The 12,160-nt window shown below is 46.5% G+C and carries 10 protein-coding genes; 6 read left to right on the top strand and 4 right to left on the bottom strand.

From position 1 onward, the window contains the following. Nucleotides 1–49 precede the first annotated feature (49 nt). The 3 genes from GMES_RS19625 (at nt 50) to GMES_RS19615 (ending at nt 3,404) form a co-directional block, all read left to right on the top strand. Nucleotides 50–1,216: a M14 family metallopeptidase gene (locus GMES_RS19625; RefSeq protein ID WP_006994557.1), complete on the top strand. Its 1,167-nt coding sequence runs from the start codon at nt 50–52 to the stop codon at nt 1,214–1,216. Then, nucleotides 1,200–2,753, top strand: a complete 1,554-nt coding sequence (locus tag GMES_RS19620; protein ID WP_006994556.1) for an amidohydrolase — start codon at nt 1,200–1,202, stop codon at nt 2,751–2,753. The genes GMES_RS19625 and GMES_RS19620 overlap by 17 nt, the downstream gene beginning before the upstream one ends. 186 nt (nt 2,754–2,939) lie before the next feature. Continuing rightward, entirely contained in the window at nt 2,940–3,404 is a 465-nt protein-coding gene (locus GMES_RS19615; protein WP_006994555.1) for a GNAT family N-acetyltransferase, read from the top strand. A 367-nt stretch (nt 3,405–3,771) separates the two neighbouring features. On the opposite strand, the gene GMES_RS19610 is transcribed toward GMES_RS19615, so the two are convergent. From GMES_RS19610 to GMES_RS19595, 4 genes are read right to left on the bottom strand one after another with little or no spacing between them, the layout of a single operon-like run. Continuing rightward, nucleotides 3,772–5,118: an amidase gene (locus tag GMES_RS19610; protein ID WP_006994552.1), complete on the bottom strand. Its 1,347-nt coding sequence runs from the start codon at nt 5,116–5,118 to the stop codon at nt 3,772–3,774. Next, nucleotides 5,118–6,593, bottom strand: a complete 1,476-nt coding sequence (locus GMES_RS19605; protein WP_006994551.1) for a phenylacetate--CoA ligase family protein — start codon at nt 6,591–6,593, stop codon at nt 5,118–5,120. Before GMES_RS19605 ends, GMES_RS19610 begins: the two co-directional genes overlap by 1 nt. Nucleotides 6,594–6,597: 4 nt before the next feature. Continuing rightward, entirely contained in the window at nt 6,598–7,977 is a 1,380-nt protein-coding gene (locus GMES_RS19600) for an MmgE/PrpD family protein (protein WP_226990348.1), read from the bottom strand. Nucleotides 7,978–7,989: 12 nt separating this feature from the next. Further along, nucleotides 7,990–9,339 carry an MmgE/PrpD family protein gene (locus tag GMES_RS19595; protein WP_193363005.1) on the bottom strand — a complete coding sequence of 450 codons (1,350 nt, stop codon included), beginning with the start codon at nt 9,337–9,339 and terminating at the stop codon, nt 7,990–7,992. Nucleotides 9,340–9,431: 92 nt separating this feature from the next. On the opposite strand from GMES_RS19595, the gene GMES_RS19590 reads away from it, so the two are divergent. The 3 genes from GMES_RS19590 to GMES_RS19580 all read left to right on the top strand — a co-directional run bounded on the left by GMES_RS19590 (nt 9,432) and on the right by GMES_RS19580 (nt 11,853). Then, the gene (locus GMES_RS19590) at nt 9,432–10,187 is read left to right on the top strand and encodes a GntR family transcriptional regulator (protein WP_006994548.1); all 756 of its coding nucleotides are present in this window, start codon (nt 9,432–9,434) and stop codon (nt 10,185–10,187) included. A gap of 11 nt (nt 10,188–10,198) precedes the next feature. Continuing rightward, complete coding sequence (locus GMES_RS19585) at nt 10,199–10,504, top strand: YciI family protein (protein ID WP_006994547.1); 306 nt, start codon at nt 10,199–10,201, stop codon at nt 10,502–10,504. A gap of 83 nt (nt 10,505–10,587) precedes the next feature. Beyond that, nucleotides 10,588–11,853, top strand: coding sequence for an MFS transporter (locus GMES_RS19580; protein ID WP_006994546.1), 1,266 nt, complete (start codon nt 10,588–10,590; stop codon nt 11,851–11,853). Nucleotides 11,854–12,160: the final 307 nt, after the last annotated feature.

The raw sequence follows: 12,160 nt of genomic DNA, 5'->3' as shown, positions 1-12,160 counted from the left end.
ATACGCTGATTGGCTTTTTTTTACCTAAAAAGAATGGAATGCCAGCACCATGCTTAAATATTTTTTCCCCTTAGTGGTACTCACAACTTTTTCAGCGTTTAGTCAGGCCAATGACTGCCAGTTTGACGATGTAACTTTTCATGACGACTTTAGCACTGCGCGTTTAAGTATTTGCGAACGATTAGCGAAACATGAATACCATATCGGAATTTTGCCGGAAAATGAGCCGGTCAACCCTAGCCCTTGGTTTGGTTTTAAGGTGCAATCAGAACAAAATGCACAGATAAAAATAAAGCTGACGTTCAATGGGAACACCCCCCGTTACTTGCCAAAACTCAGTACGGATGGCACACAGTGGCAAAACATTCCGTTTGACACTAAAGGCAAAGAAATGTGGATAAGCCTAAACACGGGCAAAGAGCCAATTTGGGTTTCAGCCCAAGAAGTCATTGATAATCAAGAGTATGACAATTGGCTAGCCAGCCTCAAAAATCAGCAGCCTACTCTTGAGATTGAAACGCTAGGACTATCAGAAAAAGGCCGTCCGATAAAAGCCTTAGTGAAGCAATCAGCAAAGAATAAAGAATGGCTCGTGATCATAGGCCGTCAACATCCGCCAGAAGTCACTGGTGCCATGGCGCTATTTGCTTTCAGTGAAGCCTTATTGTTAGATGACGCATTGAGCACCCCGTTCTTCGAGCGCTTTAATGTGCTAATGGTGCCGGATTTGAACCCAGACGGTGTTGAAACCGGCAACTGGCGGCATAACGCTAATGGCATTGATCTAAACCGCGATTGGAAAAACTTCGCGCAGGCGGAAACACGGCTGGTGCGAGACAAAATGGCCAGCATAGTGCAAAACGGCGGTAAAATTGTATTTGCAGTAGATTTTCACTCTACCTTTCATGATGTCTTTTACACCATGCCGGACGACCACGATTTAGCGCCTATCCCTTTAATGACAGGCTGGTTGTCCGATTTAGATGCCGAGACAGGTTGGGTTTTTAAAACCGTGAATAAGTCGGCCTCATCACCAGATCGCGGCATCTTTAAGCAGTACATCGCTGATCATTACAAAGTTCACGGGGTTACATACGAAGTGGGTGACAACACCAATCGCCAACTTATTCCTTACGTTGCAAAGCAAGCAGCCAAAGCCTTGGTAGAAAACCTACTAGACGTGGAACCAGAAGCATTTTATGTTGACCAAAAATAACGGCCTAACGGCACTATTACGCGCACACGCAGGGCGTGTTTACTCATTAAGCACAGCTAGCCTGGTGGCCATGACTTGCGTTTACTCATGCGCGACGTTGGTCAAAGCTAACCCGTTAAACCCCAACAGCGATGCTGCGGCATTTGTTGAACAGCAGGTTAACCAACAGCAAACAATGAGCAATACCCTTGCTGACAATATGTGGCACTGGGCTGAAACCCGCTTTGAGGAACAAAAAAGCAGTCAAGCCATGCAAGACATCCTCATTGAGCATGGCTTTGAAGTCGATGTCGGCGTGGCAGATATGCCCACCGCATTTGTCGCTCGTTATCGTTTAGGTACTGCTTCGAAGCATCTTAGCTCAGCAAGCCAAGTTACAGGGCCAGTGATCGCCATTTTGGCAGAGATGGACGCCCTGCCCGGCTTATCTCAAGGAGCGGTTCCTCACCAATCCCCCATTGCAGGCAAAGCCGCAGGTCATGCTTGTGGTCATCATCTGTTTGGCGCAGGCTCACTTGAGGCTGCAATAGCGGTTAAAAACTGGCTGGTTCTGAACAAGGTAAAGGGCGAAATTCGTTTATACGGCACTCCAGCCGAAGAAGGTGGCTCAGGCAAAGTGTATATGGTGCGAAAGGGTTTGTTCAATGATGTCGATGCCGTATTGCATTGGCACCCTGGCGGGCAAAACACGACTCAGCCCATGACGACACTGGCCAATAAAACCGCTAAATTTCGCTTTTATGGCATTGCCTCACACGCCGCTGCTGCACCAGAACGAGGCCGTTCAGCACTCGATGCCGTAGAAGCCATGAATTACATGGTGAACATGATGCGTGAACATGTACCTTCTGACACCCGCATTCACTATGTCATCACCAACGGCGGGGTAGCTCCCAACATAGTACCTGAGTTTGCTGAAGTCTATTACTACCTGCGCACCCCAACAGCAAGCAATCTACCCGAGCTATGGGAACGCTTAGAGCAAACCGCACAAGCAGCTGCGCTAGGTACACAAACTAAGGTGGATTGGGAAATCATGTCAGGCGTGTGGAGTACACTGCCTAACGCCACGCTAGCGAAGGTGACGTTTGATGCTATGCAGCGCTTCGGTGGTATTGAATACTCTTCTAATGAGCAGACGTTTGCTGAAGAGTTGCGCCCAACACTAAATAAGCGTGCAATCAACCAAGTAGGCAACGAGCAAATCATTCAACCCTTTACAGATAAAATTTACCACGCTACTGCATCCACCGATGTGGGGGATATTAGCTGGAACGTACCCACAGCAGGTTTTGTAGCCGCGACATGGGTGCCAGGCACAGCGCCTCATACATGGCAAGCGGTTGCTGCTGGAGGCATGAGTATTGGTCACAAGGGCATGCACTTAGCCAGCAAAACGCTCGCGCTAAGTGCCATACGGTTATTTCAACAACCGGCACTGATTGAAAAAGCAAAAATAGAGTGGAAAACACGAGTAGGAAATGTGAAATACCAGTCACAAATTGGCGATCGCGCGCCAGCAATCACCCCGAAATAGTGTTATTCAGCTATTAGTTTATGCATCATAATCGGGCCAAAATAAGGTAAATAAACTAAGGGAAACACGCTTTACGCCTGTGAAAATTGTGTTTTCGCCCCAACCGTATCAACCAGCTTAACGCGGTTATGTAGCAGTACTAATATCCTCTGTGCCATTAAGTACAGAGCTACGCCAAGGGAACGTATGAAGCTAATAGAACCGAGTGACGCACACCTAGTTGAGTTGATGAGCTGGTTTAAAGATGAAACGCAATTGGCGACTTGGTCAGGGCCGGGATTTCGCTATCCATTTGATTCAGTGACATTCAAAGAAGATTTGAAACTAACGAGCCTGCCGTCCTTTTCACTGGTATCGCAACAAGGTGAGTTACTGGCATTTGGCCAATATTACTTGCGCGAAAAAAGGTGTCATTTAGGACGATTAGTCGTTAATCCGTCAAAACGAGGCCAAGGCATTGTGGCCACGCTTGTTGCGCGATTAGCTGTAAAAGGAAAAGGCCACCTGAAGGTAAAAACATGTTCATTGTTCGTTTTTGTAGACAATACTCACGCGATCCGTGCTTATCAAAAATTAGGTTTTGAACAAAGTAAATACCCAACTAATATGCCCTTAGCAGGCTGCATTTATATGGTTAGCGATTTGGGCTAATGCTGTTCTTATCGCCCTATTAGAAAAACACAGTCCATGCGTATCTTGCAGCGTTGCCCCTTGCCTAAAAACTGAATTTGCGCGCCATTCCCTTCCTCAACGCTCAATATTCTAGTAAAAACCATCAATCATTTAGACCAGAAATTATCTTAGTGCCTAAAGAGGAAGCTTGCATTGTGAAACTAGAAATAATCGTAGCTATATTTTACATTATGGGAGTCTACGTATTCTACTGAACGCTCAATCAGGTTTATTTCAGCTGAGCATGCTGTATTCGCTGTTTGATTGCCCGCCACCTAACGCACTTTTTACCTGCCCTTGGCTTTCTGATGATCATTTACCTAACCGTTTTTCACCTCTCTCCCAGTTAATCCGCGCTAGGCAAGGTATAGCGAAATTGCGTGTGCTCTTGCCAACGCTCTGCCAGCTGCAATAGTTGGTTGTCACTACCCAGTGGCCCGACAATTTGCATTCCTGCAGGAAGGGCTTTATCACTCAACATAGGCAAAGACACTGCTGGTAAACCCGCTTGATTGGCGAAACTGGTTAAGTCTGCTTGATTCGCTGGCACTGACTCTTCGAACGAAAACGCGCGCTGTAAAACAGTAGGCATCAATATAGCGCAGCCTTGCTTGAACAATTGGCGCGCAAATACTTTCGCGTTATCTAGCACCCTTTCAGACTGCATCATATCCATGGGGGATTTTCCCTCGATATACGTCAGCATGCCGCGCATATATTCTGAAAATTTATGCTGGTTATTTGCCCAATCGTCTTGATGCTCAATACGCATATCAGCTTCGCACAGCAGCAACCCCGCTCTTCGGGCTGCGCCAAAGTCGTATTGTGAAAAATCAAAATACTGAATACTAAAGCCCAAGTCGGTGAACGCGGTTAAATTGTCGGCAAAGTCAGCGACGATGTCAGGTGCAACGCCCAACTTTTCAAGGTTTTCAGGTACCAGCAATACTTTATTGTCTGTGTAAGACAGGCGATTAAACGCAGTGAAATCTATAGACGCTGCACAGCCGTCATCAAAGGCTTTCATCACACTAAGCGCTAAGATTAAGTCTTTTGCTGAGCGGGCAAGTGGGCCGATATTGTCCATCACTCGGCTACAAACAACTGTGCCGTGATTACTCACAGCACCGCGACTGGGTTTGAAACCAAATATTCCGCAATACGCCGCGGGAATGCGCACCGAGCCCATGGTATCTGTGCCTAATGACAGGCCCACCATACCAGAGGCGACAGCGGCGGCCGAGCCGCCAGATGAACCGCCCGGTGTATATCCATGCTTATGGGGGTTGTGACAATCACCAAAATGCTCGTTTTGATTGGTGGCACCGAGCGCGCCCTCGTGCATATTAAGTTTACCCATCACCTGCACGCCAGTTTGCTTTAAACGGCTCACTACAAAAGCATCTTGTTTAGCTTGGCGCCCTACTCGCGTTGCCATGCCCGCTGTGGTAGCAAAACCTTGCACATCAATATTGTCTTTCACGCCAATACAAATCCCTTGAAACAAGGACTTATCAAAAGAAGTGCTTTGCTCAAAGTTCGGCATAGCATAGCTAATAAAGGCATTTATCGACGGGTTTACACGTTCAATTAAGCGATATTGCTCGGTTGCTAACTCTTGAGCTGAGATTTGTTTATCTTTGATGAGTGCAATATGCGTACTCACGTCTTGACTGAGCAGTGCGATATCCATTATTTAAACCTGCTGTCGATTAAACGTATGGGTTTCTGCCTTATGTCTACTTGAGTTAATGGGGTCAGCTCCCCCTCCCCCACCATGGCCACTTTGACTTCAATGCCTATTTTACGCTTTAGCAGATCAGCATAGGCAGGCAATAAGGCATCCCGCTCGCCAAGAGGAGTAGACACTTCAGCGGTCACAATCATCTCGTCACGTCCACTTTCATCGCGCACAGCTTCGCAAATAAACTCCCCCAGAAATTCAGATCGCTCGTCGAGCATTGGGCCAACGCCTTGTGGGTAGATATTAATACCGCGCAGCTTGACCATATTATCTGAGCGGCCCATAAAGCCTTTGATGCGCTTAAACGGTAAATTTAGGCTGTTATCGCCAACCACTTCTTGGGTGATGTCATGGGTGTTAAAGCGGATAATAGGATACACATCGTCTTTGTACAGGCAGGTCACCACCATGTTGCCCGTTTCACCTAGCGCGACGGGTTTATTGGTATCAGTATCAAGCAACTCCAAATACTGAGCATCTTCCCACACGTACATGCCGCTGTGATCTGGGCCTTCTGCGGCGATGGTGCCGGTATCACCTACTCCATACCAATCAAATAACTCTGGGTTACCCCAGGTTTTGGCAATACTTTCACGGCTTTCCATCCCTAAATGACCAATGATCATATCGATTTTTATATCTTTACCCGGCACCAAGCCTTCTTCTTTGGCTACATCCGCGAGGCGCTTTATATAATCAACAAACCCCACAAGCACATTTACGCCAAAAGTTTTCATTAAATTTACTTGCTGAACTGAGCGTGTTTCAACCCCTGTACCTGCTGATAGAAACATTGAATTAGTGTATTTAGTGACGGCTTCTCGAATGTAATGACCGCCGTTGATCATGCCGTGACCGTAACAAGACTGAATGGTTGCTGCTGGTTTAAGCCCCATAAAACGGTATGAGCGCGCCACTAATAACGATTGAATTTCTCGGCTTTTTGGCCCAAACAACAAAGGTTGCGGAGTACCTGTAGTGCCGCTAGTGGTATGAAATACCAAAGGCGGTCGCTGCTCAGGCGGTATGTCGTCAAGCCCGTGAAAGTCACCAATCGGCGGGTACTTCTCAACACTGTCCATGATGTCTGATTTTGAAATAAGAGGCAGCTTTTCAATGTCATCAAGGCTTTGAATATCCGTAGGTTTCACCCCAGCATTGCCCCAAATACGTTGGTAGAAGGGGATCTCCCAGGCGCGTTTCACCACATGCATAAAACGCTCATTCTGCAGTGCTTTTAGCGCGTTCTTACTCATCCCTTCAAATTGCTCAAACACGGCATCACCCAAAGGGTAATCACGTAGCATTTGGGTGTAATCGAATGATTCGAAATAGGTCGGGTATGTGGCCTTTTTTACGTTCCTTGATGAACGATTAGGGGCTTTGTTTTCTGCGCTTGGTGCTGTATCAACCATATTATTCATTTCATTACCTATTACTGACGAGTGCTTCAACTAAGTTATTAATATTCGTGATCTGCTCAAGTTGGTCTATGCGTTTTATCAAAAAGGCAATATCTGACTCGCTAAAAGGCACAATGGCGCTGTTGCAAGCAGCGCTAAATTTACTTAATTGCGCTCCACGGCTTAGTGGATTTTGCGGGCTGCCCAATACGTGTTGCAAATCGACCCTGTGCTTAGCGCCAGAATTCAGGGTCACCTCAATGCTGACGGGCGCTAATGCGTTTACATCGCTGACATCATTCAAATGGGTGTGCACTTTACTGCCTAACGCTAATCGTTCTGAATCTTGTAAGCATGATTTTTCGAAATCTGCTACACCCACACTGCCATTTAGCAACGCACTGGCGGCAATATAGCCGTTACACAATTTAGCGTAGCTTGTATCCATACCCTCTTTGATGGGCCGGCCGACTAATTTGTTAATCAAAGGCGTACCGTACATATCTACGCGGGCAATATCTTTCGCTGAAAAACCATGCTGCTTTTGCAGCTGCTGCAATCCATCAATAGTGCCGTGGCCTGCTCGTCCTGTAGGGAAAGGTTTATGACTGACACGTTCTATTTGATACTCGCGGCCAAGTTTTTGTATTAAAGGCTGGATATCAAAACTGTCTTCGAATAGATGAAAGTAACCATAGGGGCCTTGTAGAATATCTTTAGGGCCTGCAAACCCTGCTTGTGCCATATCAATGGCGCGAATAGCGGCAGAGGCGTTGATACCTATTTGCATAGCCAGCATAGGCGAGCCTTCCACGTGGGATTGCATGGTGCCACTAATTTGGCTGTAGGCAATACCGAGGGCATTTTGCAGTGCTTCGCCTTTCATGCCTAGCATGGCACTCATGCCTGCTGTGGCGCCTAAACAGCCACAAATCGACGGGCGGAAAAACTTTAAGCTAGAGGTGACGCACTCACCGATTAATGTGGCCACATCTACTGCTATGACCACACCTAAAATCAGTTGTTTACCGGACAAATTGTGTTGCTGGGCATACGCCACCAATGATGACAAAATCACCGCCATTGGGTGAACCACCGCCGGCTCATGCACGCAGTCCCACTCTTGATTATGAATTTGGTAGCCATTTATAGCCGCAGCCGATACCGCAGGTAGCCATTCGCCTGTGGCCCACACTTGTGCTTGATGCCCCTGCCCCCAATGGCTCACCGCTTGTTTTATCTTAGCTACATTTGCCACCCGTGAGCCACTTAACCCAACACCAATGGAGTCCAAAATAAAGGTCTTGGCCGCGCTCACACTTGACGCAGGGAGGTGTTCAAAGCCCACACTTTCGATGTGTTTAAGCAGTAACTGAATAGCATCAGGATCATTTATTATAGGCATATCGCTCACAGACTAGTGACTCTCTAATGGGCGCAGCAGCGCGGTAAAACTAGAAACTGGCGCAGATTGCGACCAATCGAATGCACATAAATTAGTAATGTTGTCATCTGACATTCCAGTATGGCTAAGCAGCATATGCGCTTTTTTATGACGTTGGGTTTGACTCAAAGGCTTTTCAGGATCCCCTAAAGTATCTTGCTGACTGCGCACAATCTGCTGGCCATTTTTAAGAGCCACTGTGCATTTAGCGCCAAAATGCTGGGGATACACCGATTCAATATTTTGATCTACGCGTATGTTGATACGCCCCCGCAGCTCACTGCACTGTTTATCTTCAAAGGCCGTTTGCGTGTAGTGCTCAAGCTGAGGTTCACCCCAAAGTAAAATAGCGGCTAAGGCGTGTTGGATACTGAATTTTGCTTGCAGGCTGGTTTTAGGGGTTAACCTGTCGCAGAACACTTGTGCGTCTTGATAAACCCCCACGTCGATGCGCTCGATATCGTTTATATCCATTGCACCTTCTTTGAGAATTTCCAGCAGTACGTCCATCGCCCCATGAGCATGTCGGCACGCCGGCCAAGGCTTAAAGCTGCAATCGTATATTCGCCACTTTTCTTGCTTAGCAAGAAAACGCTCAAGAGACGCATCATCAGACAGCGCATTAAAAATCCCCTGAGGCCCCTCAAAAATATATTCAGGGCCAGATAAATTTTGCTTAGCCATAAACGCCGCCATTACACCTGAGCGACACGCCTGTGCATTATGCCATTGCTTAGTAAGCACCTTTTCATTGCGCATTTGCCACAAACCACCAGTGGTGCTGCCTGCATTGCCAATCGCCCAAAGCGCTTGTTGCTGAGATAGTTTAAGTATCGAAGAAGATGCTAAAGCCGCGCCGAGCGCACCACAGGTGGCCGTATTATGAAAGTAACGGTAATGACTACGCCCAACGGCTTCCCCCATGCAAATGGTTAGCTCATACCCCTTGATGATGGCCGTTAAAAAAGATTTTAGTGTGCAATCCATTTGCTCAGCAACCGCCAACGCCGCAGGGATAATAACCGGCCCTGGATGCAATATTGAGCTACGGTGGATATCGTCCATTTCTAACACATTACCTAGGGCACCGTTGTGCTGGGCTGCGTTTTGCATAGTCGTTCTTTGCCCACCGATCGCGGTGCACTTGCCGCCTTCATCTAAGGCAAGTAAGCCCTGATAAGCGCGCCCCGCATCAGACAATTTACCTAAGCTGGCACACGCCAACCAATCCAGCACATGCTCACCGGCGCGGGCAATGTCTTGCTGGGTGATAGGCATTTGATCAATGTCAATTAGTAGCTGTTTACTTAGTGAAAGTGTCATTGGCAAGTTACTTTAATTCCTATACTCTTCGATTTGTCCGGACATATTTATAACAGGTATTTTTCCGTTATTCGAATAACCATTGAGGATAAATGACTAAAATCAAATCGCTAGCAACTAAACATACTTTGCCTAAATATCAAGATATTGGGGAGACGTTGATCCGCCAAATTTTAGCCGGTGAATATGCACTTAACACCCTATTGCCAACTGAAAAGCAGCTCTGTGAGCAGTTTTCAATTAGCCGCCATACAGCTCGTGAAGCCCTGCGTCATGTAGAAAAGACAGGCCTAGTAGAGCGCAAACAAGGCTCAGGGACCTTGGTAAAACGCAGCACCATGCCCGAGCAAATTAATCAGTTCATTAACTCAGTGAAAGACTTGTTGGCTTTTGGGCAAAATACCCGATTTGAAGTGCAAGTCAGTGACATGATCACCCTTGACGAGCAAATGGCTGAGCTACTCGATAGCGTCACGGGGCAAGAATGCATACACATAGGCGGTGTGCGATTTGAGCCCCATGATAAAAAACCAATCTGTTATTCGAATATCTATCGCCGGCCACATCAAGATGAAGTGGATGAAAAACTCAAAGATACCAAAACGGCGATTTACGCCGTGATTGAAGCCTTAGACGATAAAAAAATTGGCAAAATTGAACAGCAAATTTCAGCATGTCTACTGCCCGAGCCTCTCGCTTCACAATTAGGCGCAACAGCAGACTCCGCCGCAATGAAAATCACCCGTCGCTATTACTCGTTAAGTGACGACGATTTAATCCTAGTTGCCCAAAGTATATATCCGGCGAAGCGTTTTAGCTTTACGTCGGTGCTTTATCCCAATAAGTGAGCAAAAACGCCATGTTAGTGCAATTTAACTGCATCGATCACCCATCTTCAATGCAAAACATAAGGCTTGAGCACTTAGGCGCACACCTTGCTTGGGTCGAAGAAAATATGGCAAACATCTGTGTCGCAGGCCCGTTAAAAGATAACGGTGAAATCGTTGGTTCGCTATACGTGCTTGCAACAGAAGGTATCGATGAAGCGAAAGCAATTTTATTCAGCGACCCTTATTATCTCGCCAACATTTGGCAGACGGTGACGATCCACGAATTCAATGCGTATGCAGGTAATTGGGTTGGCGGTAAGAATTGGCCAACATGAACACTTTTCCTTAGAAAGCACCCTAGTTTAATAACGAAAAACCAGAGCATTTCCAGATAACAACAAGAAAACCAGGAGTTCCCATGCAATCAGTATCAGAAACTAGTGACAGCCCAGTATCCAACGAGGGCAAACGAATGGGACATCCTATGCACTGGATAACCGTTTTTATCGCCATGATGTGTTTATTAATTTCAAACGGCATGGTGATCACCGGCATCACGGCATTCGACAGTGCCATGCTGACAGAATTTAGCGATTGGTCCCGTGGTGATTTGAAAATGCGTGGCCTAATCACACTAGCCCTTACCGGTTTGCTAGCGCCCTTTGTTGGTATATTAATCGATAAAATTGGGGTGAAATTTCTGGTCATGGTCGGTGCCGTCGTGCTTAGCGCGTGCTTTTACGCTTACGGCAATATCAGAGACATCTCTGACCTGTATTTGATACATGCTGCCTTTTCAATCGTATTGCTGGCGTGTGGCCTAAACGTGGCCGTTATCTTGGTTTCTAACTGGTTTGTAAAATTACGCGGTACTGCAATAGGTATTGCAGTGGTGGGCACATCCCTTGGCGGCGCTGTATTGGCTCCGTTATTTGGCTCTTGGATGGCCGATGACATGACATGGCGCGAAGGTATGCAATTGGCCGCGCTGATTCCGTCAACACTGTTCTTACTAGCGCTGTTCTTGCTGCGTAATCGCCCAACAGACATCGGGCTGAAACCTTTTGGCTTTTCCGGCGAAGCCCATGCACCTGAGGCTGATTTATCTCAGCACGGGTTAACCTACAAAGAGGCCATAAAAACCCGATCTTTTTGGTCTATTGCCTTTATTGCCATGTTTACCTTTTATACGATCATGGGTTTTCAAGCCAACTTGGTGCTGCACTTAATGGACTTGGGCTTTACCTTGCAATCTGCCGCTGCTGGCCTGAGCGTGCTATTTGTTCCTGCGCTAATAGGTAAATTCTTGTTCGGTTTAGTGGCGGATAAAATTACTGGAAAGCGTGTGCTTTATACAAACCTGCTACTGATGCTGACAGGCTTAATAGGCATGCTATTCGCCGATAAAGATAACGTGCTAATTGCCATTGGATTAATTGGCTTTATGTGGGGTGGTTTTTACACATTACTGCAATTAAACGCCGTGAATAACTTTGGGTTAAAAGCCTCAGGCAAGTTGCTGGGCACCATTACTGTACTCGATGCATTCGGTGGTGGTCTGGGCATTTATGCCACAGGCGCAACATACGATGCCTACGGTAGCTATCAAAATGCCTTTATGATCTTCTGCGTATTGGTTGCCTTGTCTGTGATCCTTATCAGCCAAGTAAAAAAACACGTTTAAACTCCTTTCAACGCCCCCGGTGTATCATTCGAATGCGCTGGGGATTTTTCTCTGTTCCTGTTCCTAATAGCATTCCTCTTCTTATTTTAACTTTTACTCTTACTTCGACTCTAAGTTCTACTCTTTATTTGTTAACAACCTCTAGTCCACTCGGTCTCTTTACTTGCGACTGATGATTTGTTCTGGCTCTTCGCAGCCTGTATAGCCGCTGCCTTCTGTATTTCTAGGCAATTAAGTAGATTAGTTAGAGACTATTGAAGTTTTAGTCCCCTGAGAGTTCTTATCAAAATGCTAAGTATAAAAAAAG

Origin of the sequence: Paraglaciecola mesophila KMM 241 (genome assembly GCF_000315015.1) — a bacterium.
Classification (GTDB): Bacteria; Pseudomonadota; Gammaproteobacteria; order Enterobacterales; family Alteromonadaceae; genus Paraglaciecola; species Paraglaciecola mesophila.
The sequence above is the reverse complement of the archived record's forward strand: the minus strand, read 5'-3'. Positions and strand labels throughout refer to the sequence as shown.

Excerpts from the sequence above, each read along its gene's own strand:
- GMES_RS19625 (WP_006994557.1), top strand. The coding sequence starts at position 50 with ATGCTTAAATATTTTTTCCCCTTAGTGGTACTCACAACTTTTTCAGCG.
- GMES_RS19620 (WP_006994556.1), top strand. The coding sequence starts at position 1,200 with ATGTTGACCAAAAATAACGGCCTAACGGCACTATTACGCGCACACGCA.
- GMES_RS19615 (WP_006994555.1), top strand. The coding sequence starts at position 2,940 with ATGAAGCTAATAGAACCGAGTGACGCACACCTAGTTGAGTTGATGAGC.
- GMES_RS19610 (WP_006994552.1), bottom strand. The coding sequence starts at position 5,118 with ATGGATATCGCACTGCTCAGTCAAGACGTGAGTACGCATATTGCACTC.
- GMES_RS19605 (WP_006994551.1), bottom strand. The coding sequence starts at position 6,593 with ATGAATAATATGGTTGATACAGCACCAAGCGCAGAAAACAAAGCCCCT.
- GMES_RS19600 (WP_226990348.1), bottom strand. The coding sequence starts at position 7,977 with ATGCCTATAATAAATGATCCTGATGCTATTCAGTTACTGCTTAAACAC.
- GMES_RS19595 (WP_193363005.1), bottom strand. The coding sequence starts at position 9,339 with ATGACACTTTCACTAAGTAAACAGCTACTAATTGACATTGATCAAATG.
- GMES_RS19590 (WP_006994548.1), top strand. The coding sequence starts at position 9,432 with ATGACTAAAATCAAATCGCTAGCAACTAAACATACTTTGCCTAAATAT.
- GMES_RS19585 (WP_006994547.1), top strand. The coding sequence starts at position 10,199 with ATGTTAGTGCAATTTAACTGCATCGATCACCCATCTTCAATGCAAAAC.
- GMES_RS19580 (WP_006994546.1), top strand. The coding sequence starts at position 10,588 with ATGCAATCAGTATCAGAAACTAGTGACAGCCCAGTATCCAACGAGGGC.